The organism is Paenibacillus sp. J22P51 (assembly GCF_059692215.1).
Genome location: NZ_JCAUAZ010000009.1, coordinates 143,857 through 170,123, shown reverse-complemented (window position 1 = coordinate 170,123; position 26,267 = coordinate 143,857). Strand labels below are relative to the sequence as shown.

At 47.0% G+C, this 26,267-nt stretch carries 22 protein-coding genes and 1 pseudogene; 15 read left to right on the top strand and 8 right to left on the bottom strand.

Translation table 11 applies throughout. The features are described from left to right. Positions 1-80: 80 nt before the first annotated feature. The 4 genes from AC58QC_RS19915 to AC58QC_RS19900 all read left to right on the top strand — a co-directional run bounded on the left by AC58QC_RS19915 (position 81) and on the right by AC58QC_RS19900 (position 6,365). The gene (locus tag AC58QC_RS19915; protein ID WP_497416844.1) at positions 81-1,361 is read left to right on the top strand and encodes an S-adenosylmethionine decarboxylase related protein; all 1,281 of its coding nucleotides are present in this window, start codon (positions 81-83) and stop codon (positions 1,359-1,361) included. Then, complete coding sequence (gene speE, locus AC58QC_RS19910) at positions 1,358-2,245, top strand: polyamine aminopropyltransferase (protein ID WP_497416843.1); 888 nt, start codon at positions 1,358-1,360, stop codon at positions 2,243-2,245. The genes AC58QC_RS19915 and speE overlap by 4 nt, the downstream gene beginning before the upstream one ends. Positions 2,246-2,394: 149 nt before the next feature. Next, entirely contained in the window at positions 2,395-2,970 is a 576-nt protein-coding gene (locus AC58QC_RS19905; protein WP_497416842.1) for a TerD family protein, read from the top strand. 431 nt (positions 2,971-3,401) lie between these two features. Beyond that, the gene (locus AC58QC_RS19900; RefSeq protein WP_497416841.1) at positions 3,402-6,365 is read left to right on the top strand and encodes a rhamnogalacturonan lyase; all 2,964 of its coding nucleotides are present in this window, start codon (positions 3,402-3,404) and stop codon (positions 6,363-6,365) included. A 494-nt stretch (positions 6,366-6,859) separates the two neighbouring features. Here the strand turns inward: AC58QC_RS19900 and AC58QC_RS19895 are convergent, their stop codons facing one another. The 3 genes from AC58QC_RS19895 to AC58QC_RS19885 form a co-directional block, all read right to left on the bottom strand. Next, entirely contained in the window at positions 6,860-8,041 is a 1,182-nt protein-coding gene (locus AC58QC_RS19895; RefSeq protein WP_497416840.1) for a GGDEF domain-containing protein, read from the bottom strand. A gap of 290 nt (positions 8,042-8,331) precedes the next feature. Further along, on the bottom strand, positions 8,332-9,045 hold the full coding sequence (locus tag AC58QC_RS19890) for a DsbA family oxidoreductase (RefSeq protein ID WP_497416839.1): 714 nt from the start codon (positions 9,043-9,045) through the stop codon (positions 8,332-8,334). A 33-nt stretch (positions 9,046-9,078) separates the two neighbouring features. After that, positions 9,079-9,951 (bottom strand): SDR family oxidoreductase, encoded by an 873-nt coding sequence (locus AC58QC_RS19885; protein ID WP_497416838.1) that lies wholly within the window; start codon positions 9,949-9,951, stop codon positions 9,079-9,081. 150 nt (positions 9,952-10,101) lie between these two features. Between AC58QC_RS19885 and AC58QC_RS19880 the strand changes: the two genes are divergently transcribed. From AC58QC_RS19880 to AC58QC_RS19870, 3 genes are all read left to right on the top strand, one after another. Further along, positions 10,102-10,458 carry a winged helix-turn-helix transcriptional regulator gene (locus AC58QC_RS19880; protein ID WP_497416837.1) on the top strand — a complete coding sequence of 119 codons (357 nt, stop codon included), beginning with the start codon at positions 10,102-10,104 and terminating at the stop codon, positions 10,456-10,458. A 130-nt stretch (positions 10,459-10,588) separates the two neighbouring features. After that, on the top strand, positions 10,589-11,512 hold the full coding sequence (locus AC58QC_RS19875; RefSeq protein ID WP_497416836.1) for a DoxX-like family protein: 924 nt from the start codon (positions 10,589-10,591) through the stop codon (positions 11,510-11,512). Then, positions 11,509-12,189: a DUF4166 domain-containing protein gene (locus AC58QC_RS19870; protein ID WP_497416835.1), complete on the top strand. Its 681-nt coding sequence runs from the start codon at positions 11,509-11,511 to the stop codon at positions 12,187-12,189. The genes AC58QC_RS19875 and AC58QC_RS19870 overlap by 4 nt, the downstream gene beginning before the upstream one ends. Positions 12,190-12,240: 51 nt before the next feature. Here the strand turns inward: AC58QC_RS19870 and AC58QC_RS19865 are convergent, their stop codons facing one another. Next, complete coding sequence (locus AC58QC_RS19865) at positions 12,241-12,450, bottom strand: hypothetical protein (protein WP_497416834.1); 210 nt, start codon at positions 12,448-12,450, stop codon at positions 12,241-12,243. 588 nt (positions 12,451-13,038) lie between these two features. On the opposite strand from AC58QC_RS19865, the gene AC58QC_RS19860 reads away from it, so the two are divergent. After that, the gene (locus tag AC58QC_RS19860) at positions 13,039-14,955 is read left to right on the top strand and encodes a DUF2334 domain-containing protein (protein ID WP_497416833.1); all 1,917 of its coding nucleotides are present in this window, start codon (positions 13,039-13,041) and stop codon (positions 14,953-14,955) included. A 78-nt stretch (positions 14,956-15,033) separates the two neighbouring features. Here the strand turns inward: AC58QC_RS19860 and AC58QC_RS19855 are convergent, their stop codons facing one another. Beyond that, the gene (locus tag AC58QC_RS19855) at positions 15,034-15,435 is read right to left on the bottom strand and encodes a type II toxin-antitoxin system death-on-curing family toxin (RefSeq protein ID WP_497416832.1); all 402 of its coding nucleotides are present in this window, start codon (positions 15,433-15,435) and stop codon (positions 15,034-15,036) included. Position 15,436: 1 nt separating this feature from the next. Beyond that, the gene (locus AC58QC_RS19850; protein ID WP_497416831.1) at positions 15,437-15,700 is read right to left on the bottom strand and encodes an AbrB/MazE/SpoVT family DNA-binding domain-containing protein; all 264 of its coding nucleotides are present in this window, start codon (positions 15,698-15,700) and stop codon (positions 15,437-15,439) included. Positions 15,701-16,027: 327 nt separating this feature from the next. On the opposite strand from AC58QC_RS19850, the gene AC58QC_RS19845 reads away from it, so the two are divergent. Then, positions 16,028-16,906 carry a thermonuclease family protein gene (locus AC58QC_RS19845; RefSeq protein ID WP_497416830.1) on the top strand — a complete coding sequence of 293 codons (879 nt, stop codon included), beginning with the start codon at positions 16,028-16,030 and terminating at the stop codon, positions 16,904-16,906. Between the two features lie 279 nt (positions 16,907-17,185). Here AC58QC_RS19845 and AC58QC_RS19840 read toward each other — a convergent pair whose 3' ends face one another. Next, complete coding sequence (locus AC58QC_RS19840) at positions 17,186-17,395, bottom strand: hypothetical protein (protein WP_497416829.1); 210 nt, start codon at positions 17,393-17,395, stop codon at positions 17,186-17,188. A 58-nt stretch (positions 17,396-17,453) separates the two neighbouring features. After that, the gene (locus AC58QC_RS19835; RefSeq protein ID WP_497416828.1) at positions 17,454-18,725 is read right to left on the bottom strand and encodes an MDR family MFS transporter; all 1,272 of its coding nucleotides are present in this window, start codon (positions 18,723-18,725) and stop codon (positions 17,454-17,456) included. Between the two features lie 94 nt (positions 18,726-18,819). On the opposite strand from AC58QC_RS19835, the pseudogene AC58QC_RS19830 reads away from it, so the two are divergent. The 6 genes and pseudogenes from AC58QC_RS19830 to AC58QC_RS19805 form a co-directional block, all read left to right on the top strand. After that, positions 18,820-19,038: pseudogene (locus AC58QC_RS19830) on the top strand (ATP-binding protein); the annotation flags it as partial. Between the two features lie 485 nt (positions 19,039-19,523). Further along, positions 19,524-20,576, top strand: a complete 1,053-nt coding sequence (locus AC58QC_RS19825; protein ID WP_497416827.1) for an NAD(P)/FAD-dependent oxidoreductase — start codon at positions 19,524-19,526, stop codon at positions 20,574-20,576. Between the two features lie 151 nt (positions 20,577-20,727). Then, a complete protein-coding gene (locus AC58QC_RS19820; protein ID WP_497416826.1) occupies positions 20,728-21,219 on the top strand; it encodes a CcdC protein domain-containing protein in 492 nt (163 codons plus the stop codon). A 171-nt stretch (positions 21,220-21,390) separates the two neighbouring features. After that, on the top strand, positions 21,391-24,027 hold the full coding sequence (locus AC58QC_RS19815; protein WP_497416825.1) for an adenylate/guanylate cyclase domain-containing protein: 2,637 nt from the start codon (positions 21,391-21,393) through the stop codon (positions 24,025-24,027). 88 nt (positions 24,028-24,115) lie between these two features. Continuing rightward, positions 24,116-25,093 (top strand): ornithine cyclodeaminase family protein, encoded by a 978-nt coding sequence (locus AC58QC_RS19810; protein WP_497416883.1) that lies wholly within the window; start codon positions 24,116-24,118, stop codon positions 25,091-25,093. 12 nt (positions 25,094-25,105) lie between these two features. After that, positions 25,106-26,266 carry a dipeptidase gene (locus AC58QC_RS19805; protein ID WP_497416824.1) on the top strand — a complete coding sequence of 387 codons (1,161 nt, stop codon included), beginning with the start codon at positions 25,106-25,108 and terminating at the stop codon, positions 26,264-26,266. Position 26,267: the final 1 nt, after the last annotated feature.

The following is a 26,267-nucleotide window of genomic DNA, read 5'->3' as shown; positions in this document are numbered from 1 at the left end:
CACGAAAAAGTAGAAGGAAAGGGGTCATACACGGACATCATTAATTAATTGTATTTTAGGTAAATAGGAGGTGAGCAGATGTGGACAACCAGAAATTAACTATAAGTATTCTTGGCAGCGCCGGTGGAGTGGCTAAATCCATTCTTGCCATATTAGACAAGTCGTTTCAGGATATCAATGACCCTGTCCATGGGTTTATAAGCCGGTGTAATATTCATTTAATTGATTGGAAACAAAAGGAGATGGCCTATTACGAATCATTTCTCCCCCATTTAAGCCATGTAATTACATTACATCAGTTCGATTTGAGCAATTTGAAAATGCTTCGAAAGCATTTAACCCGTACGAAGACAACGCTTGTCATCGACATATCTTGGGCAGATACCATTGAGATGCTTCAATGCTGCGATGAATTGGGCATTCCATATATTAACTCTGCTTTAGAGAATACAATGGTAGACGAAAATGAAGAGCTTGAGGGATTCACATTATTGGAACGATTTCGCATTTTTCAAGAAAATAGAGGACGCTTCACGAATTTGAAAGCGATTATCGGATCCGGCATGAATCCGGGTGTCGTGCAATGGATGGCTTTGGACATGATGAAGCAAACTCCCGGTGAAACGCCGCTCGGCTGCTATATCATCGAGCATGATACTTCCTTTTATGCCGATCGGTCGCTAGCTCAGGAGAAAACGATATACTGCACATGGTCTCCCGAATGCTTCCTAGATGAAGCCATATTAAACTATCCGATGTTTATGAGGCAGCATATGCCTATGCTTCTTTATCATGATGTTTACGAGCTGGAGTTTAAGGTATCGCTTGGAAACAAACAGTTCCACGGATGTTTGATGCCGCATGAAGAGGTTCTTTCTATGGGATATGCTTACAATATGGAGACAGGCTTTATATATCGCGTGAATGATTATACGACGGAGTTAATTCGTGCCAATCTCGGCAATACGGACGATCTTTGGAATTGGAAGCATAAGGTGCTAGACCCTGCTGAAGCCGAACTGGATGGAGAAGATTTGGTAGGCGTGCTTCTCGTTTATAGAGATAAGGAACGATATATGTACAACGTCATGAGTAATAAAAGCGTATTTTCCGAGTTCAAGACGAACGCGACCTATTTCCAGGTAGCATGCGGCATCTATGGGGCCATATCCACGTTGCTGTTGGATAAGATTTCTAATGGTATTTATTTTGTTGACGAATTGTTGTCTAAAACCGACAGTGGCTATGGTAAATACCTTTCCTATTATATGAAAGACTTCATTACAGGTGAAAATATTGGATCTGACGGGCTGCTTCTGGATAGAGTTTCTAAATGGCAGCGCAGGGGGACGAGCGCGTGACGAACATCAAGAATTCATTGACTGGCTATTACAAAGAAGCAAATGAGGATCTGTGGCTGTGGGATGATATACCGGAGCTAGATATGGAAGTCGGCTATAAGGTTGAAGCGCTGCTGTATTACGAACAATCGCCGTTTCAAGAAATAAGTATCGTGGATACGAAAGGTTTCGGCCGTATGCTTGTTCTCGATGGAACCCCTCAGGTCACATCCAAAGATGGCTTTATTTATAACGAAATGATTACTCACTTGGCTATGACCACTCATCAAGAACCTAAAAAAGTGGCCATGATCGGCGGGGGCGATTGCGGCCCTTCCCGCGAAGCGCTGAAGTACGCAAGTGTGGAGCAGATAGACGTAGTGGAAATTGATCAGAGAGTTGTCGACGTTTGCAAGACATGGATGACAAAGGAAAACACCCATGAGCGGGAAGGGTGTATCCGTATGATCTATAGGGACGGATATAAGTGGATTCAAGAACAGAAGAAGAATCTTGATGTGCTTCTTGTAGATAGGTCTGATCCCTATGGACCAGCCACCAGTCTATACAAACAACAATTTTACCAATACGTATACGATAGTCTAACAGATGACGGTATAGTTGTCTTTCAATCAGGATCTCCCTATTACAATCAGAGTATTTTTCGGAACACGGTTCGCAGCTTGAACAAGCTGTTTCCAATCGTGAAACCATATCTATGTTCTATCCCTTCGTTTCCCGGCGGGATATGGAGCTTTGTAATTGCATCTAAAAAGTGGGACCCTCTGGAGGCGGATTTGAATCGTTTGCAGTGGCAGGATACGAAGTATATCAACCCTGAAACGTTTCAGGCTTCCTTTGTATTGCCCAGCTATATAAAGAACATCTTGCATGGGAAGAAGTGACTGGTGATTAGTCAATGCGGTTCGAATATGTACCTCTTTGGGGGAATTTTAGGAGTCGAATCATTGCGGTGTATGTAGGCAACCCTATATACTGGTATTAAAGGCCAATGATTCAATGTTTATTATTTGATCTGAAAGGTGCGATAACGATGTCGATTGATTTATCCAAAGGTCAACGAATTGACCTAACCAAAACAAACCCAGGTCTAACGAAAATAATTGTAGGACTTGGCTGGGATACCAATAAATATAATGGCGGTGGAGATTTCGATCTCGATGCATCTGCGTTTCTTCTTCATGAAGATGGCAAAGCGAAATCAGCAGCTGATTTTGTTTTCTATAATAACCTTAAAGCCTATGATGGCGCTGTTGTTCATACAGGAGACAATCGTACGGGTGAAGGTGATGGTGATGATGAAAAAATTATGATCGATTTTGCCAAAGTCCCACCGTCAATCAGTCGGATTGGCATAACAGTTACGATTCACGATGGAAATCAACGTGCTCAAAATTTTGGACAGGTTAGCCACGCATTCGTAAGGGTAGTAAATGAAGCTAATAAGAATGAGATTCTTCGCTACGATTTGGGTGAAGATTTTTCTATAGAAACAGCTGTCGTCTTCTGTGAATTTTACCGCCATGGTAGTGACTGGAAATTCCAAGCTGTTGGCAGTGGTTTCGCAGGTGGCTTGGCTGCGCTAGTTACGAATTATGGCTTGAGCTAGATGACCTTGTAATGGGGAAACTAATAACTACTGAGAAATAGACCTTACTTGCCTTAATCGGCCAAGGAGGTCTATTTTTTTATGCTTTTATCACCTTTTTACATACGGGATCAAGAAAAGAGAAGTTTAGTCAAAAATGTCATATAACTGCCAAATGGCTTCCTACAAGAGAATTTCATTTTTGAAAAAATGTCTAATAGACGGCGTAGCCAGTCAAGTCCTACAGTTAGTACACGGGCCAATCATACCAACAAGTATGAGCTGTATGGGTCATCGTAATGGATTCTTTTTGGCGGAGAGGGGATGGTAAGGAACGGTTCTGATGGATGGCAGAAAGTGATTCTTAGGATATGCAAAACCTTGCACGATGAGGAATTAGCGAGAGTATTCAAGATCCTCTCATAGCTCGAACAGAAGGAGTGGAAATAACAGTGCGAACTAGCAGACAATGGAGAAAAGTCGTTTCGTTACTTCTTGCAAGCGTTCTCTTTATACCAAACTGGACAATAGCGTCCGCAGCTGAAGGAAATAATGGGACCGAACTCGACAGCGTTTATTATAGTGATTTTGGCGATACGGCTGCGCTGGATCCTGCATTCTGGGGATTTACGACAGCGAATGCTACCGTATCGATTAATACATATGAAGTGGCTGGGAATAGCACCCCGATGTTTCAGTTCACCCAGTCGAACCAAAGCGGGGGGCGTGTGGCAACGAAGAACTTTGGCACGTCTGTGAAAGGGAGCCAGATTCTCGTTCAATTCGACTGGTACCCTGGCAAGGTGAATGATAAAGCGGCCAGCAATCCTAGCGAGAACGGCGGCGAGTTCAGGATCCTCGATAGCTCCGGCAATACGGTGTTTACGGTAAATAACACGAATCAGGCACCATTGCAATATTTTGCCGGAAAGCAGCCTGCGGCTAGCACGGGAATTACGAATCCCCAAGCGTGGTATACGGTAGGGGTTAATCTTGATGTGGAAAATGAGGTCGTCAAATTCAAGCTAACCGATAAAGCAGCGGGGACTAGTCAAGAATTTACGTCATCGTTGAATGGTGTAGCTTTTGATGGATCAGTCGCTTCGGTTAAATTGGTGGGCATGCGGACATCGGGTAATAATATTGCCTGGACGACATACCTCGATAATTTCGGTGTGTATCATAAGCCGATCCCCGACAATCGTATTACGAAGGTGGATAGATTACAGTATCAAACCGTGTACGTTGATCAAACAACACCGGACATCCATTCCATCGGTTTACCGCAATCCGTCAGTGTTACCATAGCTAATAATAGTAAGGTAAATGTGCCTGTAAGCGAGTGGACGAACGTTGGGAAGCCTTGGAATCCGCATGAACCTGGCGTTTACACATTTAAGGGGGAGCTTGCAGTTCCTGCGAGCCTGGAGAATGGCTTTGGCAGATATGCCACCCAATATGTGTACAACCGTCTCACCCCGCCGAATACGGCACGGCAGACAGAGTGGCTGGATAGGGGAGTTATCGCTCTAGAATCGAATGAAGGTATATTTGTAAGCTGGCGCTTGCTTGCAGATGAATACCAGCGAGATGTGAAGTTCAATGTTTACCGCAATGGGCAAAAGCTGAATACGGCACCATTGACTGTTACCAACTATGCGGACACGACTGGCGTTGCCGGAGACACCTATGAAGTGGAGACACTTGTTCAGGGAGTTTCAGCTGATACAGACGAAGCTGTAGCAGCAGCTAACGATTATCTTTCTATCCCGATGCAAAAGCCAGAGGGAGGAACAACGGCCACCGGCAGCTACACGTATAGTGTCAATGACGCTGGTGTAGGGGATTTGGACGGTGACGGTGAGTACGAGGTTGTTGTGAAATGGTACCCATCCAACGCAATCGACAGTTCACAGAACGCGATGACGGGGCCGACGATTTTTGATGCTTATAAAATGGACGGCACGCTATTGTGGCGGATGAATATGGGGCTTAACCTCACATCAGGAGCCCATTATCATCAATTTATCATCGCGGATTATGATGGGGATGGCAAAAGCGAATTTCTCATTAAAACCGCGGATGCAACAACGGTCTACGGGACAACGGATGGAAAATTCGACAGCAGCAAAGTTATCAGCGTAATCGGCAACCCTGCAGATAATGGCAAATGGGTGAATGAGGCTGGTCATATATCCGGCGGGCCCGAATATATCTCCGTATTTAAAGGTGAAACCGGTAAGGTGATTGACACGATTGATTATGCATTCCCGCTTGGAGATGTTGCTTCATGGGGAGATACTTGGCATAATCGTTCGGACCGCTTCCTGGCAGGATTAGCTTATTTGGACGGCGTGAAGCCGAGCGCCATTTATGGCCGAGGCTATTATGAAAGGACGACGTATGTAGCCTACAGCTTAGTTCATGGCAAGCTCAAGGAGGAGTGGACATTTGACTCCGCACAAGCGGGCAGAGGTGGAGGCTTAGGCTTTCATAATCTTGCCACGGCAGATGTGGATAATGACGGCTATGACGAAATCATAGCAGGTTCGCTGACCCTTGATCAGGACGGCACCATTCTCTATGAAATGGATGGCGAGATGCAGCGCGAACAAGGTTCACACGGTGACGCGCTTCATGTAGGAGCATTTGACCCTGCGCGAGAAGGTCTTCAGGTTATGGCGGTACATGAAGTTCCATCCGTTGCATCTGTAGAGCTCCACGACGCTGCAACTGGGGAAACACTGATGTCCTACAATGGTTACGTAGACACAGGACGTGGTTTGGCGGCGAATATTACTGCTAGCCCTGGATTTGAGTTCTGGGGAACTGGCGGTACAACTCCAGCATCGGGTGGAGGCATTTACAACGTACAGGGCCAAGTCGTTGCCGATAGCTTTAGAACGGCGGGAGTGTCCGTGAATTTCGCCCTTCACTGGGATGGGGATTTACTAAATGAATTGCTAGATAGTACATCGATTACGAAGTTTAATCAAATTACGAAGAAATCAGAGCCTTTGAAAAGCTTCGCAGACGTTGTCAGCAACAATGGAACAAAGGCAACTCCGACCTTACAGGCCGATATCTTAGGAGACTGGCGTGAAGAAGTTCTTTTGCCTACAACAGACAGCTCGGAGCTTAGAATCCACAGTACCACGATTCCTACGGAGTACCGAATTTATACGCTCATGCATGACCCAGTATATAGGAACGGTATCGCATGGCAGAACACGGCTTACAATCAGCCGCCGCATTTGAGCTTCTACCTCGGTGAAGACATCAGAGAGACTGTTCTTGCAGGCGGGTTGAAGGCGCCTAATGTCGAGTACACCGACAAGCACCATGACAAGAAACCGAAGAAGCCTAAGGATCCTAAAGATCCTAAAGATCCAAAGGACCCCAAAGATCATAAATGACGTTGAAACCCGCTCATGGAGCGGGTTTTTCTCACTGCTTGAGCGCCCCCACCACTTTTACCAACAAAAACTCAACACGACCGTAATATCACTCTCCGATAGATCGATATGCCCGTGTTCGTTACGGTTAAATCTATACCCGTTTTCCTCGATCCCCTTGCATATACGAAATAGCCGATGCTCATCCATTTGGATTAGCTTTGCGAATTGTGTTAGATACATGGGCTTATCATTTAGAGAAATCATCCTACCTACCTACCTACTCTCTGTCAAGGTTATTGCGCTTAGGATTAAATTAACAAGAATGGTTTGAAAAGTATCAGGAAAATTGTCGTCCAAGTTATTAAAAAAGCAAATGTTAAACAGTTTGTCACAAACATCGGTCAGACCCTCGGCATTTCCTTTAGGAGGCTAGTCGGCAATGACGGAGCGAAGCACAAAAGGCCGCCGCAACAGCGACAGCCTTTCATTCAAATCTATCTACATGAATGCTCCTAAGCATGCATGAGTTGCCTGTCCACATACCCTCGAAACACGCCGTTTCGACCATTTCTTTTTGCGCGATAGAGGGCTTTGTCACAAGTGGAGTAAAGCTCTTCGAGATGGGTCTCTTCATCAGGGATAAGCGTAAGAATACCCAGACTGATTGTATAAGAGAGAGGTAACCCGGGAATCTGCGATTCCTCCGCGGCTTGTCTAAACCGTTCAGCATAACGCGATGATTCCTTTTCATCCATGCCAGGCAAGATAATGGCAAATTCGTCCCCGCCATATCTAGCGAATAGATCATCTGAGCCCAAGTTCTCCTTCAGACGTGTGGTGAGATCAACAAGCACGCGATCTCCCACATCGTGGCCGAACGAATCATTAATCGATTTAAAATTGTCAATATCAAAAAGCAGCAGGGTGATCGGTTTCTTTTTCTTCGTATAGGCGGCAAGGTATTGATTAGTACGTGTGATGAACGTCCTGCGATTAAGTGTACCGGTTAAATCATCATAATTAGCTAGTCGAAGCAGGGCTTGGTCTGTTTGTTCTTTCATCAAGAGAAAGAATCCTGTATTTCCCGCAATCATAACGAAATATTGGCCTAACAGCACCATGGTCTGATTACCGTTAATATGATAATAGCTTATCAATGTATCGAAGAATACTGCAAAGACAGCCCTAATTAGAAGAAATGATAAGATCGTAAGATAGAAATAGCCTATGACATGGGTTAACGTGGATGCGGCTCGTCTTTGAATCATTTTGTATGCTGGAAATAGAAGTCCCGCAGCTATACCAATGGAAACAAAGAAAATTCTGAATTTCTCTTCGTTGTGAAAAAGAAGGATGGCATGAAAGGCGACAATATTAGTGATTGCCAAAGCGATATACACGTTGCGTGTCAGCTTGCTCAGGATATTCTGAACTTTCAGTACGGAGATGGTTTCAAACGCAAAGCCGATAAAAAGTGACGAGTTCACAAGGGATATTGTAAGCGTATCCGATAGGCCGCCACGAAGCATTAAAATCAGCCACGCCGCCGCTTGCATGCATTTTGCATAGAAAAAGTACCTTATTGTTTTTTCATTCTTATGTTGACGCCAATAAGCGATAATGAACACAGCGGTAAACAGGTGCCCGATGACAAGAGTCAGCAGCATGGTTTTCAAATCTAAGTATAGACCCATTTCGAAACCTCATCTGAATGTTGGAAGTTTTGGATATTGTGAAGAAAAATGTCGATCACACTTACTTTACCATAAAACGGAATAAAAAAGACTACACGATCTTGCAATTGCGAATTTCGGGTAGAGTAGAAGCGATGCGTGAGCTTTCAGAGGATTCGTGGCACAATCGAAATAGACCGCCAATTGGGTTTTGCAGCGAAAACATAAAAGTAGAAGAAGCACCGCGAGGGTGCTTCTTCTTTGTATCAGTACATGTTAATTCTCTTAATAAGACGCTGGACTTGCCATCGTTATGGCTTGTTCGGAACGACGCAAGTGCCGTCTAAACAAGCTTCGTCGTTTGCCGTGGCTGCAGCCTGCGGCGGCTGTTGGGCATCCCATATCTGCTGCAGGGCGTTCAGGTAAACGCTGCTTGGTTGAGCTCCGGACAACGTATGTTTCCGGTTAATGATATAGAACGGAACGCCACGGATCCCGAGGCGGCTGCCATCCTCTTCTTCAGCCCGTACCTGCTCGGCGAACTGATCACTCGCGAGCACGGACAGGGCTTCTTCCCGATCAAGCCCTGTGACTGCTGCGATGTCTGCAAGAATACCGTGGTCACTTATGTTCTTGGACTCGCTGAAATAAGCGAGGAACAGCAACTCCGATATTGCGGCACCCTTGCCTTGCTTCTCGGCAAATAGCCGTAAACGATGAGCATCGAATGTGTTCGTCAGCACGATGCCGCTGAATTGAAAGTCGATACCTTCGCTAATGGCTTGCTGACGCATTTTCTCATTCATCGCAATGGCTTCCTGACGACTCATGCCATACCTTGAAGAGAGCATATCGTACACATCATGTGGAACATACTTCGGTGCATGACGATCTAGCTCAAAGCTGCGATAGATAACTTCGACCTGATCACGGTGTGCAAAGTCCGCTAGTGCTTGCTCGAAGCGGCGTTTGCCAATAAAACAGAACGGACAAGCGAAGTCCGACCATATTTCTACTTGCATCATAGGATTCACCTCTATGTTGAATTTATAAAACGATTACTTATTGAATAATTGCGCTATGCTTTCTTGGATGGAAGTCGGTTTTTTCCCGATAAGTCTTTCAAGGTCTTTGGAAGTACGCCCTTCCGTTCCAGCGGCCATTTTACTATCGATGGCAACTAAGAACTGTACAAGCCCTTCAGGAAGTCCAGCCTGTAGCATACCTGCATAGGAGTCGGCGTCGGAGACGGATTGGTAAGTTACTTTTTTGCCTGAAATCTGGGATAACATGGCTGCTAATTCATTATAGCTCCAAGATTCAGAAGATGCTAACTCATAGACTTGGTCTTGATGTCCATCTTCTGCAAGGACCGTTGCTGCAGCCAAGGCTAAATCATCGCGTGTTGCTGTATTAATTTTCCCTGTTCCTGCTGAATTTATCAGACGGCCACTCTCAATGTTAGCTTGCAGTCCTGGGTGAATGTACAATTCCTGATACCAGGTATTTCGCAAGACAGTGGTTGGAATGCCAGAAGCCTTAAGCGCATACTCCGTTGCAAGATGTACATGAGCGAGTGGGGCAAAAGCATCTACATCAGCAAATGCGAAGCTCGTGTAAACGATATGCCTCACGCCTGCTTTTTTGGCTGCTTCAATGGCACTAACATGCTTGCGAACGCGACTGACGGACTCATCTTGTGGTGAAGAAATCAGTAAAAGCTTGGATGCACCTGCAAAAGCTTTCTCCATCGATGCGGAATCATCGAAATCCCCATACCGAACTTCAATGCCTAAATCAGCAAAGACGGATGCTTTCTCAACGTTTCTAACGCTAACGGCAAGATCGCTTGCCGGCACCTTGGTCAGTAAGTGCTGAACCACCAATTTGCCTAATTCACCTGTTGCCGCGGTAACCACGATTTTTGACATGGTAGATGTCCTCCTATTTATAAAATGAATGTTGTAGTTGGAAAATTAGCTATAGTCATATATTATTATAGTAGGTTGAAATTTGTAAGTAGTCATTATAATGTGATCTAGTCATAAAAATAGAACCATAAGGAGAGAGAGGGATTGTGCATGTCCCGAACGTCGTTTCAGGGTGAAATTCCAGAGGAACAAATCGAAGTCTGCCCCGTTACAGCAACCCAAAATGTCATTGCAGGCAAATGGAAAATCATTATACTTTGGCATTTACGGGAAACAAGGAGATTTGGCGAGCTTCAACGACTGGTACCAGGTGTATCCAAAGGCATATTAACCGCACAACTACGAGAGTTAGAAAAGGATCAGATGGTCCATCGAAAAGTATACCAAGAGGTGCCTCCCAAGGTGGAATACTCACTTACGGATGCGGGAAGAAGCTTTATTCCGATCCTAGAGAGTATGGGGGAGTGGGGGAAGAAGCATGGGTTGAGTAATAAGGATGGTCAATGAAATAAAATAAAAGCACCCTCGCGGGTGCTTTTTCTTGTAGAAGATTCAGTCTGCAAAGCTTAAATTAAAATGATAATAAAAGGGTTTAACTGGAAAATAGGCGAATAAGGGAGGCAGTAGGAGGTTGACTATGGCTAAAAGAAAACCCATTTACGTGGAAATTTACATGAAGGCATCGATGGATAAGTTGTGGACACATACGCAGACGCCCGAATTGCATCAACAATGGGATTTAAGATTCTCGGAGATCACTTATCTCCCCAAGCCTGATGAAGCTCAGCCACAACGCTTTATATATAAGACCAATATCGGATTTGGACTCAGTATTGCTGGAGAAGGCGAGACCGCTGGGTCGGTTGAGAAGGATGGCATTAAGACATCTAGTCTAAAGTTCAGTTCAGGAAATCCGATATCGCTCATATCTGAAGGGGCTGGCTTTTGGAGATATGAACCGATAGATGACGGTATTCGTTTTTTAACTAGATATGATTACAGATCACGATTCGGTGTAATCGGTTATTGGATCGATCGGTTCGTATTCCGACCTATCATGGGTTGGGCAACAGCCTGGAGTTTTGATAGTCTACGTTTATGGCTAGAGCAGGGCATTTCCCCTCAAGCATCGTTTAGGCGCGCTATAATAGAAATGATTCAAACGCTCAGCCTGTTTCTCATTTGGGTGTATCAAGGGCTGGTACCTAAGTTGTTAGTACCAGACTCGGGGGAAATGGATATTTTACAGGGAATTGTAGGCGCCGCTTATGGTAGGCCCATCCTGACTTTATTAGGACTAGGTGAAATTGGATTCGGAATATTGTTCCTCATTCTGCGAGGACAGAAGCGTAGGAAACTCCATCAGATAAATATAGTGATTTTAGTCCTACTTGGCGTTAGTGCATGGACACACCCAGCGACTTATGTCGCACCATTCAATCCGGTCACTCTGAATCTAGCAATGATTACGTTGTCGATGATTAGCTTGCTGAGCTCATTCGAGCTTCCGAGTGCAAGAAGATGCCATCGCATTCCCTCTGAAGGGAGAAAACAGGCATGATGTCCATTTACGAACAAGTTCTCGGTGAGGATTTTGTTAAGCTCCACCCCCAGATTCAGAAGCGATTCGGCTTTGGTAGTAAACATCACATCGCATCTATTGGAAAAGGGGTAATGGAGAAGGTTTGGTTCGGGAAATGGTATACGTTACCCTTCCTAGCCCTCGGTAGTTGGAGGAACATCCTTTTTCCACAAGGAGGGGGAAATATCCCTTTCACAATTGAGAATTACGCGTACCAGGATAGCTTTGGGCGAGAGACGGTTACTTGGATTCGAACCTATCATTTTCCCAATCGGAAGAGACGCTTTGATGCCACGATGATTTACAGTCCGAAGAAACGAAAAATCATCGACTATCTTGGGACACACCAGCATTTGGCTGTGGAAATTGATATGCGCGTTGCAAATAATGGGGGTATGAGTCTTAGGTCAGGGAAGCAATATTTTTATGAGGGAGCTGTAGGGTTTCGGTTTCCAATGTTGTTCTCCGGTTATGCGGATGTTTGTGAGTGGTATGATGATGAGAAAGAGAAGTTTCGAATTGATGTGAAGGTGAACAATAGATTTTTTGGACCGCTTTTCGGTTATAGTGGTTATTTCGATATTGAATATGTCTCTACGGAAGGGAATGAGATTCCGCGACATGTGAAGCCTGTTCGGGAAGAGAGAAGAGAGTAAGATTGAAAAAGCACCCTCGCGGGTGCTTTTTCTCATCTATACACGATTCCATCAAGGATTCGCAACAATCTTCCCATTTTGCCACTCAAATTCGTATTCAAATTGTTCCGTGGAGTCATAAAGTGCAGGTGAGTACGGACGAACAATGTGCTTATCTGTGCGTTTCTCCGAAAGCTTGTCGGGCTGACTCTCTTTTGCAGCAACACCTAAAACCGATAGGGAAAATATACAGAAAAATACGAGACCTATTTTTGCTGTCATATTCAGATGCCTCCGTCACAATAAGATATCTCTATCATAGAGTGCCCATGTTATTGGCGTATTATCCCAACGTAAAGATCATATTTACAATTCGGAAAACCAACAAGCTTGCTTACGTTACAGTCGATGTCTTCCAACGATATGACAACTCTAACGTCTAGTTTCCCCGTCAACATGCTAATATCCTAGCGCTAACGGACATGAAAGCCGCTAATATGGTAAATTAGGCTGCGTTTATCATGTAACGGACTTCAGCGCCGTTATAATTCGATTTGTTGGCTGTTTGAAGCTTAATTGAATAGAATAGCAGCGATATAGTCCGTTAAAATTGATAGCATGGCTGTTGTGGCAGAATAACGTCTCCAGTGTCCGTAAGACATTGAAGAGACGGTATTAAAAGTCATCCTTGAACGGCATATTTTCAATAAATTGGAATCGATTTCAAGTCTTCTGTGCCTAGCTTTCTTTCTTTTTAACCTTAGTTCAAACTCTTCTAGTAAGACGCCATAAATTCATATATAATTTAGAGGAAATTGTCGAAATCATAGAGATAATCTACGTTTTACATAAATGGGGGAGCAGTCTAGCGTGAAACGTAAATTGTGGCAGCAAATTGGAATAGGCATCGTTGGTGGCGTTATCGCAGCCGTTGCGCTGGCCGCTTATATCCCTACGAATACAGAGTCGAATATCTCCCCTAATAGGGATAAACGTCACGTGATGATCCGTCTGGAGGATGTCGGACTTGGCGGTGATTACAACACACTGGAAGGTCTCGGTAAATTGCGAGCCGTGATGGAATATGTGGAGTCTGAGCATGTGCCTTTTCATGTCGCTGTGATTCCGAGAAGGATGAGTTTGCAAGCGGACGGTGTATGGAAGGAGAAAGGAATTGACGACCCTAATCCGGATGAAGTTGTAAGCGCATTTATAAAGCTTCTCCAACAGGCTGAGCAGCATGGCGGTGTATTGGGGATGCATGGATACCGTCATCAGTACGGAGAGACGTATCGGTCCGATGGCGAGCATAATTCGGGAACAGGTTCTGAATTTAATATCAAAGGTGCACCAGAAACGCAGGAAATCTCCTATGCGGCGGAGCGGATGAAAGAGAGCTTAGCTGCTTTCGCTAGGGCTGACTTACATCCCGCGTTCTGGGAGTCTCCACACTATAAAGATACCCGTGAGCAGGAGGGCGTTTTCCGCTCCTTCGTCGGTCTTATGTATCAACCAGATCTCTACGCCAAAAATGCCCGCGACGATATTAATACCTATGATACGGTCAATACGTTCGGCCAAGATAGTTTGGGTTCTGTCTATATTCCGGCGCCTTATCGCTACGTAAGCGATGCGAATTCGGTCGATCAGATGTTGCAGAAAGCTGCGACGGATGATGAGCTAGCCTCCTTTTACTTCCATCCCTTCTTGGAGTTTACGCATCTGGAACCTGTTGTGGACGCAGAGGGGAAACCGGAAGAGAGAGACGGCTTTCCCGTCTATCAATATAAAGAAGGGGACACGGTTTCCTTACTCCACAAGTTGATTACGGGCTTCAAGAAGCTAGACTATCGCTGGATGTCCTTGTATGATGTCGTCCCGTTCACCCCTGCGCATCGGGTTACGCTGCCACCGGGAACGAAGCTGCAAAATGTGATGCTAGGCGACGTCACAGGTCTCGGGCATGCGGATGTGGTCCTGAGACAGATGCACCGCGTTGTGGTTATTCCTGGTAACTATGCTATGCCGAGGAACAGACAGCAGGAAGCTTCGCAGGTCTGGTTACGAGAAGCGTTTGCACCGGAAGAAACGCTGCTGCTCGTCGATGCCAATGGCGACGGGAAGCAAGATCTGCTAGCCTATAACGCCGAAACGGGAAATGTGCGTGTGGCCTTGGCGGATAAGCAACAGTTCCTGCCAGCTAAGGGCATCGGTACTTTACCTACAGGTCTAAGCTCTGTTCGATCACTGCGCTCTACCGCTGGTAACGGCTTAATCGCAAAAGGGGACAGAGGCCTAGTGCAAGTCGACTTGCGCAATCAGCAGTTGGCTTATACAGAATCTGACTTGTCTCTCCCGCTAGATACGGAGTTTTTCACAGCCAAATTCAAGGACCCTGATGCAGATGATATTCTTTGTGTCTCCCGCAAGGAGAAGCAAGTATCCATTCTGTATCACCAAGGGCATGGCATGTTCGCTGATCCCCAGACAGCAGGCGGCGTTTCCTTTGGAAATAATGATCAGCTGCTAGTTGGCGATACGAATGGTGATGGGCGAAGCGATTTGATTGCCTATACGGCGGAGACCGGCATTTGGCGAGTGTTCCAGTATGAAGGAGAGAACCGTTTCCAGCCGCTGGATAACGAGTTTGGACCCTGGGCACAAGGCCAAGGTAGGCGTGGTGTCGTCGCTGATTTTGATGGCAATCGGAAGACCGATATTGGCTCTTATGACGAAGCAGCGCATGTGCTGGATTTGGCGCTTTCTTATCGAGGCGGTACACCTTAGGGTAGCAAGGAATAGGTTGAATGAATGGAAAAAGCACCCTCAGGGGTGCTTTTTCTTTCGTTTAAGTTAGAAAAAAATTTAATTTTGTTCCACGGAGTGTTCACTGATTATTCGTGTAAGATCTTGAAACGAGAAATGATGATTAACCATATCGACTGTAAGATCCTCAGCGGCTTTTTGATTCATATCAAAGCGATATCCATTCAGCTGTAGGAATATGACTAGCGCGGTGAAAGCTGTTCGCTTATTTGCATTTTGAAAGGGAGGGTTCTGGCCTAAGGATTCAAAAAGTGCTGTAGCTTTCCCAAATACAGATGGATAGGCATCATCACCAAAAGCAGAAGATTGAGGGCGGAGAACCGCCGATTCTAGTAAAGGAGTACTTTTGACCCCAATATCCTCGCCAGGGCTATATTTCTGAATAAGGGCCACATTGACAGCAATTACTTCTTTAACAGTCAAATAACGAATTGTGTTCATACTAACGATCCTTCAGGCCTTTCAATGTATCGTCATAACGTTCCATGACGTTCGACAACGTTTCAATAAACTCCGGGCTTATTCCTGCAGGCAAGGAAACTTTGTTTGCTTTTCGAAGAATAATTTCACCATTTTCTTCTTTCACCTCAATGTGAACAGCGTCACCTAGCTCAAGACCTATTTGCTTCAATGCTTCGGTCATGGTGATACCTAGGCTATTCCCAAATTTCGTAACTTTCCGCTCCATATCGATCACCTTAGTCATTGGATTCACTCCTTATTATGTTATTCAACTGTTAGTACAATTATACAATTAAACTTAGTGAAATAAACTATTTTTTGATCTTTACAGAGCATTTTTGAAGAAATCGCACCGCACATTAAGTCCGCCGATCATCGTATTGTATTTCCTCCGCCACCAGACGCTGGGATCCGGGCAACATGGACCATCGGAAGATTGTTAAAAGACCTACAGATATGAAAACGCACCCATAAGGGTGCGTTTCTCATATCTTTGAATTCATCATAGTCTGAAGTCTGATATAATTTCATAGACAGATAGAAAACAGTCATCACATGGAGGTTTTATCAAATGCCACACATCTTGTTCAATAAGACCCAAAAAGCAAAAAGACAGCTCATGGCTGCTGGAGCCAGTATACTCATCCTGCTGTCAACGGCTTGCAGTGCTCCAGAAGTAGAGAACATTCAGGGTGCTAAGCCTTCCGTAACGGTTAGCACGTCACCAAGCGTTAGTCCTTCGGCATCAGCGACGGCCACCCCCGCAGCAACTACAGCCGTGCCTTTAGCGAATAAGCGAATTCAGGCTAAAGTTGTTCGGGTCGTCGACGGCGATACTATGAAGGTCTCTTTTACTGAGGGTGGAAAAGTCAAAGAAGAGACGATTCGTTTACTTCTTGTAGATACGCCAGAAAGCGTGGATCCCGAAAAGCCGGTTCAGCCTTTTGCGTTGGATGCGTCCAACTATGCGAAAACGATGTTAACAGGCAAGGACGTCCAGCTTGAATTGGATGTATCGGAGAGGGACAAATACGGCAGATTACTGTGTTACTTATACATTGGGGATAAGATGTTCAACGAGCTGCTGCTCGAAAAGGGCTACGCCAGAGTTGCCTATATTTACCCACCGAACGTGAAATATGTCGATCAGTTCCGGGAGATTCAGAAGACAGCTCAGCAAAAAGGGGTGAACATCTGGAGCGTAGAGAATTATGCGCAAGAGGATGGGTATCACGAGGGTGTGGTGAAGGGGAGTGTAACGCCAACGGCAAAGTCATCTCCATCGGCTACACCTAAACCAATTGCTACGTCGCAGCCAAAACCAACCGTGTCCTACAACTCCTGCAAAGAGGCGAATGCGGCTGGTGCTTACAATATCAAAAGAGGCGAGCCTGGCTACAGCTCGAAGCTGGATGGAGACAACGATGGCGTTGCTTGTGAAAAGAAGTAAGGAATAGCGTAAGGTAACCGACCAGAGGTAGGCGATATGTTCCGCTTCAGCGTGCAGCTCGAATTAGATGGATTTTCTCCAGCTATTTTTGAGTATTTTTGCAAAATTAGATGAATAAATGGATTTCCTCCATCTAAATTCATCCATCTTGGCCGACAAGCGAGAATGCGCGAATACAACTGTATTTTTTCCAGTTAAAGTGAATTGGAAGCGAAAATCTCCGAAATTAACTACGTATTTTCCAGTTATTTGGTGAGTGGAGGCTAACTGGGGAGTTCTCTATTTTCGCAGCAGATACCTCAGCAATGTTACGGTTGAGACCAGAGAGGTAACTGCGATGACAAGTAGGCTCAATATTTCAACCATACTTTGTAGCTGTAAGCGCAATGTTAAATGATCTAAGATCGCAAACCGTATGATTTTCAAAGAAATCATATAAATCGAGATAAATGCTAAGGCCGCAACGATAAATGAAATGAACCTGTACATGATGATGCCCCCTCCAAAAAAAGCACCCTTGCGGGTGCTTTTATTTAGTCAACCGAGCCTACTGAGCCGCAGTTTGCTTATCATACTGATTAAACATCATGTTGTAGATGGCAGCAGACAACACAGCAAGCGCCGCCAACAAGATGAACGTCCACGTAAAGCCAATCCAACTGCTGATCGGGATAGATAACGGGGCTATCGTGCGTCCGAGTGTGTAGCGTAAGCTGGAGGCTGCGAAATACTGACCGCGAATATGGTCTGGCGCCAATCTGGACACGAAGGCTTGCTGTGGTCCTGCGGACATGAGCTCGGCAAGCGTGAAGACGGCTATCGCGATGGTCAATCCCCAGAAGGTTGACATCTGGCAGAACATCACCATGCCTAGCGCGTAGAATAGGGCCCCGCCGATGAATACATAGCGATCGCGGTAAGCCAGCATCCATTTGGTCACGATGACGGTAAAGAGGGCTACGAATAGGCCATTTTCGGAGACGATCAAGCCGAATAGCTGCTTACCTGTTAGCTGGAGATCCCAGTCGTTGTAGGAGAAGATTGTCGTTAACGGCATGGTTTCTTCCAAGAATACGGGAAAAAGCAAATCCAGCTGCATGAAGGTTTGAGAAAGCAGCACCCCCGCGATGACGAACAACAGAAATACGCGGTCCGTTGCAATGATTTTGTAGTCACGAAGCTGCGCGGCGATGGCTTGGTACCAATGTGTATCAGCTTGTGAGCGATGACGATCGGCTAGCTGTTTGGGAAGTGTTTCGTGTAAGCGCCGTGACATCATAAGCGCCAGTAATACGCAAATCACAGAAGCCGCGACCAGCACGAGATACGGATTGTCCTTATAGAGGAGGGAGCCGAGTAAAGGTCCCACAACTACAGCCATGTTCGCGGTCGTATAGAAGATGGCAAATACACTGGCGCGATGCTCTTCTTTTACGACATCCGCAACCATCGCTTGACTGGCAGGCCAGTACAAGGAGCCGAAGAAGCTAGCCAAGCTGAAGCCCATAAAGCTGATAATTGGCATGGCGAGCCATGGGGAAGCGGCGACTGCGAAGATGCCGTAACCAAGCGCTTGGCCCAAGGCTGCGATAACCATCATCCGTTTACGCCCGAAGCGATCCGCACAGTAGCCGCCTAATAAATTGCCGCAAACAGAAAGCGCCTGCGACAAGATCAGAAGAATACCCGTCCAGCCTTTACCGAACGAATTGGCGAAATAGATCGATAAAAACGGAAAGAATGCCCAAAAAATAACGTTAAATGCAGTTTCTCCGCCGAGGCGGATTTTTAAATTAATGTCCCAATCTCGAATCTTCATTGTTTAATTTACCTCTGGTTAATATAAGTATCCCCCTATCATACTACCATTCTTCGTGTGGAAACAAGGCAGCTAAGAGAGTGAACGGCTTCAGCTTAACGTGAGGGATAACAGTAGGGGGATTGCGCCCAAGGGGCTTCCGCGTATTTTTGACCGGTTCTACCGGCAGGACAAGGCAAGAACACGCCAGGCGGGCGGTTATGGGCTTGGACTTGCGATCGCGAAGAACCTCGTGGATGCGACGCATAGGAACATTAATGTGGAGAGTCGGCTGGGTGTAAGCAGCACATTTCGTGTGCGGATCCCTGTGTAGGGAGTGGGAAAACGCTTGGGCACAATTGTGCTCAGGCGTTTTGGTCTTTCGTAGGAGTGATCTGAAGCGCGGATCCCCAGAAGCAGGCACCTTCCAGAAGGAACGGAACTACGTTCCGCTATTTTGCCGAAATGGGGCAATTGCCACGTGAAACGGAACTACGTTCCGCTAATGCGCCGTATCTCCCTCGTTGCAGGCTAAATTCATTCCAATAGCGGAACGACGTTCCGCAAGTTGGCGGAATCTACACAAAGTGACCAAATAGCGGAACTACGTTCCGTTAGCGGTTGCCCTAAGTGTTTCTCGGACCACTGGCGAGCTGAGGTTACTTGACTAGTTTGATAATGTGAAGTGGTGGGAGGTAGTTAGGTGCAACGCCATCGCCATCCTCCCCATTTTATTTCAGTTGAAAAAATCATCAAAACGCAGTATCATTCATTAATAATGATTCTCAATTGCAATTGGTGGTAAGGAGTGAAATAAGCATGGAACAGAACGAATTGTTTGATGTAACGGTTATTGGCGGGGGCCCTGCAGGGCTGTACTCGGCTTTCTATAGTGGGCTTCGTGAAATGAAGACCAAAATTATTGAGTTCCAACCGCAGCTAGGCGGAAAAATACATGTGTATCCCGAAAAAATGATCTGGGACGTTGGCGGCATCACGCCGACCCCAGGAGCGAAGCTGATCACACAGCTTGTTGAGCAAGGTCTTACTTTCAGTCCAGAGGTTGTGTTGAATGAGAAGGTAGAAGCTATCGCTAAAAACGAAGATGATATCTTCGTCCTGCGCACCACATCGGGGCAGCTTCACTACTCCAAAACCGTGATCGTGGCTGTCGGCTCCGGTATCCTTAACCCGAAAAAGCTGGAGATCGAAGGCGCAGAGCGCTACGAAGTATCGAATCTGAACTATACGGTGAAGTCACTGGAGCGCTTCAAGAATAAGACTGTTGTCATTTCGGGCGGCGGCAACTCGGCTGTGGATTGGTCCAATGAGCTGGAGCCTTTCGCGAAGCAGGTGATTTTGAGCTATCGCAAAGAGCAGCTGACAGGGCACGAAGCCCAAGTGAAGCAGCTCCAGAATAGTTCTATAGAGTGTTACTTGAACACCTCGATTACGAAGCTTGTTGCTTCTGGGGAGGACGCATCCATTGAACGCGTTGAGCTAACGAACCATGAGACGGGCGAAGTGACCTCCTTTCACGTGGATGAAGTGATTATCAACCATGGCTATGATCGCGATACGACACTGCTCGAAAACAGTGAAATTGAAATCGAGAGAGCTGAAAATTACTATATCGCGGGTAACGCGAACAGCGAATCTTCGGTGCCAGGGCTGTATGCAGCGGGGGATATTCTTCATCATCCAGGCAAAGTGCATCTGATCGCGGGAGCGTTCCAAGACGCGGCGAATGCGGTGAATAAAGCCAAACAGTACATCCAGCCTACAGCTGAGAAGTTCGCGATGGTCTCTTCACATAATCAAGCATTTAAGAAGCGCAATAAAGAGTTAGTGAAGCAAATGTTTCAATCCTAGTCTGGATAAGCTACATACAAACCATAAAACAGGCACCCCGCGGGGTGCTTTTTTCATCCAAGTACTTCGTGTCGGTCTCAAGACGGAGGTAAATTCTTACAAGTGACCTTATAATTTTCGTACAACTAGTTATTGAAAGGGGCACGATGATATGAATGCTGAAACACTCATCGGTTATGGAATTGGTGCTGTCGTTATTATTTTAGTCATTTGGCTAAGAACGCGAGGCAAAGCGAAACCGATTCGGAACAAAGGGAGAGGCATGCTGATTCCAGTCTTCCTGCTTCTCATTGTGTTCGGACTTAGCATTAGCTCGCTCACACATATCCCGAATCAACCATTTCATATCCCAGCTCTCTGGGAACTACTTTGTGCAGGTGTGCTCGGCGTAGGGCTTGGCAGTATTATGCTGTACCATACCGGTTATGAGAAGCGGGAGGATGGTTTGGTGTATGCGAAGCCTAACCCCAACTTCAAGTATGTGATCATTGCCGTCATTGCCGTGCGCTTGATATTATCCCAGTATTTCAAAGGTTTGGATCCTTCGGAATTCGCCGTATTGACGATGGTCTTGGCGTATTTGTACATCTGTGTATGGCGTATTGGCAGCTTCCTCAAGTACCGTAAGGTTAGCGCTAGCTAGCTTAATGATTCACCTCAAAGGAGCGCCTTCAGGGCGCTCTTTTTGCTGCTCCTCGAGCTGTCGAAGAAAGGATTTCGATGTCGAGAGGTGGTAAATTCTGATATAATCTAGGTAACAATCAGAGATACATTGTTAGACCACATAGAGGAAAGCCGAGGGAGTGCGAGAGATATGCGGTCTTTACCGACGGGGATTGTTACGTTGCTTTTTACGGATATTGAAGGAAGCACGAAAATGTGGGAAGCGTATCCTGTTGAGATGCAGGAAGCGCTGCGACGCCACGATGAGATATTATCGACTATTTTCACCGAGAATGGCGGCATTGTCGTAAAGCATAGAGGGGAGGGAGACAGCTTTTTTGTCGTCTTCTCCGTGGCCTCGAACGCGGTTCGTGCTGCAGCAGCTGTGCAGATGAAGCTGGCGGATACCGAATGGCCAATCTCGCAACCGATCTGTGTGCGAATGGCTCTGCATTCAGGTCAAGCCGAGCTGCGCGAGGGGGATTACTATGGGGTAACCGTCAATCGTTGCGCTCGTTTGCGGTCAATAGCGCATGGCGGCCAGGTGGTACTATCTACAGCAACAGCCGAATTAGTGAACAGTCACCTGCCGTCGGAGATCCAGTTGATCGATTTAGGATCGCACCGTTTAAAGGATATCTCCGCGCCTGAACAGGTGTATCAACTGATGTATCCTAGCTTGAAAAATGAATTCCCGCCGCTGCGCTCTATGCAGGGTCCTGTGAATCCTTTACCCGTACAAACTACGCCCTTCATAGGACGTGACAATGAATTAAGTGAGCTGCATGAACGTCTTCCGCATACACGATTGCTATCCTTGTTGGGCCCAGGTGGCGCTGGTAAAACACGATTAGCTTTGCAACTGGCACATGAATCTACAGCCATTTATCCTGATGGGGTGTGGTTGGTGGAATTAGCACCCTTACAGGAGCCTGCCTTGTTGTTCCAAGCTGTAGCTGCCGTGTTCGGCATTAAGGAGCGGAATCAGCAGTCGATCAAGGAAGCGCTAGCGGAGTATTTACAAGTGAAACAGCTGTTGCTCGTACTGGACAATTGTGAGCATCTGATTGATGCATGCGCACAGCTAGCTGCTATGCTGCTCCAAACATGCCCGCGCATCCAAATCATGGTGACGAGCAGGGAGCCATTAAATATTACTGGGGAAACGCTATGGCGTATTCCGACTTTATCTCTTCCTAGTCCCGATGAGCAACCATCCGTCGAACAGCTTCTGGATTATGAAGCTGTTCGGCTTTTCGTAGACCGAGCTCAGGCTGTACAGACTAGCTTTACAGTGACGGCCCAGAATGCCGCTGCAATTGTGGAAGTCTGTCAACGTCTGGATGGTATCCCTCTTGCACTAGAGCTAGCCGCTGCCAGGGTGAAAGCGCTGACCGTTGAACAAATCGCTCAGCGCTTAGGTGAGAGCTTTCGCATACTGAGCGGTGGGGATCGGACGAGACTCCCGCGTCAGCAGACGCTGCGTGCCTTGATGGACTGGAGCTATCAGTTATTAAATGATGCCGAACGCATCCTCTGGCGCCGGCTATCCGTTTTCGCAGGCAGTTTTTCTTTGACGGCTGCGGAGTCGATTTGCAGTGGAGATGGTGTGGAGGATTTCGAAGTCATTGATTTGATTAGTCAGCTCATCGACAAGTCTCTCGTGATTTCGGAAGAACGCGAAGGTGAAATCCGTTACCGCCTTTTATCTACTATCCGCCAGTATGGACATGAGAAGCTGATCGAAGCTAGCGAACAGGATCAGCTTATGGATGTATATTGTCACTATTATTTGGCTTTTATTGAACAAAGTGCTGCAGGCATACGCACGCCTCATATGCAAGGCTCCACGATCAAGGAGTGGGCGCAAGAGATGCCTAACTTGCGTGTAGCCATGGATTGGAGTCAGCAGTCTGCGGTCTCACAACCAACCATGCTTGAGACAGCAGGGCGTTTGATTTCCGCCTCGGGGAGCTTCTGGACGATGCTTGGTTTATCCCGTGAGGGCCACGATAGGCTGCAGATGTGGTTGGATGTGCCAAATACGGCTGCTTTTCCCCATACGAGAGTTCGTGCACTGCTGGTAGCAGTAAATATGTCGTATAACTTGGACCAGCAGCGGGCGATTCAATACATCCAGGAAGCCTTGGATACGGCGAATAAGCTCGGTGTTCCATCTTTGAAGGCGAAGGCGCTTTATTATATGGCTCTTGGCTACAATGTGATAGGACAATACCAGCAGGCTGTTGCGCTTTTTGATGAAGCATATGTGATTTTGAAGGAGTTACATGCGGAATGGGAGATCTCCTCCTTGCTAAGGTTTAAAGCTTATGCCTTGATGAACCAGTCGGACTATACCGATGCTCAAAGCATCATCGAGCAAGGCTTACAGCTGTGCCGAAAACTTGGGGACTCGCATGAAGAAGCCGCTTTATTTCGGATGTTAGGTACGATCGCTTTGGCGGATAAGCAGGTGGATGATGCAAGACGCTATTGCCGTGAGAGTATGGAGATAACCTATGAATTAAGTGATAAAATGTGTACCTTGAGCGGCTTGGCAGGTACTTCTCTCGTGGCGCAAGCCAGCAGGCGACCAGAGCTTGCTGCATGGTTAGGAGGCGCGTATGAGGAGCTATCTGCCAACATTGGCGGCGGCGGGTTTACGAATGCGACGGCGACAGAAATCTGGCCTAAGCTAAAAGCCGACCATCCCGCTGCATGGAGCAGCGGGCGAGAGGCCACTTACGATGAGGCCATCGCTCGGGCGAGGGCATTTGTTGCAGACTGATTGGCCTGTAACTCTAGCCGCATTTTTCGCGCCATGTCCTCTGACTTTGCTATAATGTTAAAAACAACATAGAAGCAGGTGATTTCCCATATTAGTCATCAAGTCAACCGAAGTCTTGGAGCTGCTTGCGATGTCAGCCTGTATCGAAATCATGGAAGCTGTGCTCACCGACTTGACGAATGGACAAGCCGTACAAACGTTACGATCCGTTGTTCCGCTGCAAGGCGGCAATGTGATGGGACTGATGCCGACCTACTTGAAGCGAGATGAGAAGGTTGGTGCCAAAGTGATCACTGTATTCCCCGGTAATCATGGCAATGGCTTCCCTTCGCATCAAGGCTTTGTGTCACTGTTCAATTCGACCAATGGCCAATTGGAGGCGATTGTCGATGGCACGAAAATCACCGCCATCCGAACGGCAGCGGTCAGCGCAGTAGCAACGAAGCTGCTCGCTAAGCCCGAGGCCGCAACCCTTGCGGTGATTGGCACCGGCGAGCAGGCCCGCACGCATATCGAGGCGATGCTGCTGGTGCGACCGATCGTGAAGATTAAGGTATGGGGGCCGAGCCCAGCCCATGCCGAGAAGCTCAAAGCTGAGACGGAAAGTCGCTATCCGGCTGTCATTGTCGAGGTCGCCTCATCCGCACAGGCGGCTGTGGCCGATGCGGACATTATCTGCACGGTAACGGCGTCGACGACGCCAATCGTACAGGGTGCCTGGATCAAAGAAGGCGCGCATCTGAATGCCGTCGGTGCCTGCCGGGCGAAGGACCGCGAGCTTGATACCGAGCTGGTGCGCCGGGCAGAGCTGTTCGTGGACCGCACGGAATCCGCTGTAAATGAAGCGGGTGATTACCTGATCCCTCTGCAGGAGGGAGCGATTGGGGAGGGCCACATTTTAGCTGAAATTGGTGAGTTGTTGGTAGGCGCGAAAGAGTGGAGACGCTCCGACGCCTCCATCACACTGTTTAAATCATTAGGGCTTGCTTGCGAGGATTTGGCAGCGGCCGCTTATATTTACAAGGAAGCGATTCGCACGCACAAAGGAACCCACATTGACTTCTAGGAGTGAGCATCGATGAATTCGACAGAAGGACTTTATCCATTCAACCTTACACCAGAGCAAGAGGCACACGCACGGGAGCTGCATGAGAGCTCGATTATTATTGATCTTTTGTTCCAGGGACCGCTGTCCCCTAAGGCTATTCCGGAGGCAGTGTCCGAGAGCATTCGGGAAGCGTGTGAGCCTCATAGGGAGGATCCGTGGACATATAGCGCTATGCCAAGCAAAATTATTCACGACATGGCGGCTCGCGGAGAGATCTCCGAGTTTAAGGAGGAGTGGTACCGCTCCGGTATCACGGCGGGGAATCGTCAACTGGATGTATCCAGCGTGGAGAAAATTCTGATCAGCATGGGCGACATCCAGCGTCAATTCGATGCGAACGATTGGCTTGTGAAAGCTGTGACGGCGGAGCAGATACGCGAAGCGAAGTCTAGCGGCCTAAAAGCGGGGATCGTAACCGCACAGGAAACCGACGGTCTTGGCAAAAATCTGGAGCTGCTCGAGGCGATGTACAATTTTGGGCTGAGAGTGCTGCAGCTTACGTACAACAATCAGAATTATATAGCTTCCGGCTGTGCGGAAGAGGCCAACGGCGGCGTGAGCAAGTTCGGTGCGCGTTTTATTAGCAAAATGAATGAGCTGGGCATCCTCGTCGATACGAGTCATTGCGGCAAACAAACCACGCTAGACGCGTGCAGGCTTTCAACAGCGCCAGTGATCGCATCCCATACGGGTGTTGAGGCGATTTATAACCATATGCGCTGCAAAAGCGATGAAGAATTTGGGGCCATTGCCGCAATAGGCGGCGTAATTGGCGTGTTCGCGATGCCGTGGTTCGTCCACGGGGATCCGAATGATACGACGATTGAGCATGTGCTCGATCATATGGATTACCTCGTCCGACTGGTCGGCGTCGACCATGTCGGTATTGGCACGGACTGGCCGATGAGTGATGTGGCGTGGTCCTTGGTCTATTTTAAAGAACATATTGCGCCTCGTATTGGCTTTGCCAAAGGGGACGGGCCTTCGACGGAAACGGTGAAGGGGCTGGAGAAGTACAGCTATTTTATTAATTTTACCCGTGGTTTGGTAGCAAGAGGTTACTCGGATGAGGATGTTCGGAAAATGATGGGCGGCAACTGGCTGCGTGTGTTTGAAGCGGTGTGTGGATAGG

Bases quoted from the DNA above. Each gene is read 5' to 3' on its own strand.
- AC58QC_RS19905 (WP_497416842.1), top strand. From the start codon at position 2,395: ATGTCGATTGATTTATCCAAAGGTCAACGAATTGACCTAACCAAAACA.
- AC58QC_RS19885 (WP_497416838.1), bottom strand. From the start codon at position 9,951: ATGTCAAAAATCGTGGTTACCGCGGCAACAGGTGAATTAGGCAAATTG.
- AC58QC_RS19805 (WP_497416824.1), top strand. From the start codon at position 25,106: ATGAATTCGACAGAAGGACTTTATCCATTCAACCTTACACCAGAGCAA.
- AC58QC_RS19850 (WP_497416831.1), bottom strand. From the start codon at position 15,700: ATGACTAAGGTGATCGATATGGAGCGGAAAGTTACGAAATTTGGGAAT.
- AC58QC_RS19865 (WP_497416834.1), bottom strand. From the start codon at position 12,450: ATGACAGCAAAAATAGGTCTCGTATTTTTCTGTATATTTTCCCTATCG.
- AC58QC_RS19825 (WP_497416827.1), top strand. From the start codon at position 19,524: ATGGAACAGAACGAATTGTTTGATGTAACGGTTATTGGCGGGGGCCCT.
- AC58QC_RS19820 (WP_497416826.1), top strand. From the start codon at position 20,728: ATGAATGCTGAAACACTCATCGGTTATGGAATTGGTGCTGTCGTTATT.
- AC58QC_RS19895 (WP_497416840.1), bottom strand. From the start codon at position 8,041: ATGGGTCTATACTTAGATTTGAAAACCATGCTGCTGACTCTTGTCATC.
- AC58QC_RS19840 (WP_497416829.1), bottom strand. From the start codon at position 17,395: ATGTACAGGTTCATTTCATTTATCGTTGCGGCCTTAGCATTTATCTCG.
- AC58QC_RS19880 (WP_497416837.1), top strand. From the start codon at position 10,102: ATGTCCCGAACGTCGTTTCAGGGTGAAATTCCAGAGGAACAAATCGAA.
- AC58QC_RS19845 (WP_497416830.1), top strand. From the start codon at position 16,028: ATGCCACACATCTTGTTCAATAAGACCCAAAAAGCAAAAAGACAGCTC.
- AC58QC_RS19815 (WP_497416825.1), top strand. From the start codon at position 21,391: ATGCGGTCTTTACCGACGGGGATTGTTACGTTGCTTTTTACGGATATT.
- AC58QC_RS19875 (WP_497416836.1), top strand. From the start codon at position 10,589: ATGGCTAAAAGAAAACCCATTTACGTGGAAATTTACATGAAGGCATCG.
- AC58QC_RS19870 (WP_497416835.1), top strand. From the start codon at position 11,509: ATGATGTCCATTTACGAACAAGTTCTCGGTGAGGATTTTGTTAAGCTC.
- AC58QC_RS19855 (WP_497416832.1), bottom strand. From the start codon at position 15,435: ATGAACACAATTCGTTATTTGACTGTTAAAGAAGTAATTGCTGTCAAT.
- AC58QC_RS19835 (WP_497416828.1), bottom strand. From the start codon at position 18,725: ATGAAGATTCGAGATTGGGACATTAATTTAAAAATCCGCCTCGGCGGA.
- AC58QC_RS19890 (WP_497416839.1), bottom strand. From the start codon at position 9,045: ATGATGCAAGTAGAAATATGGTCGGACTTCGCTTGTCCGTTCTGTTTT.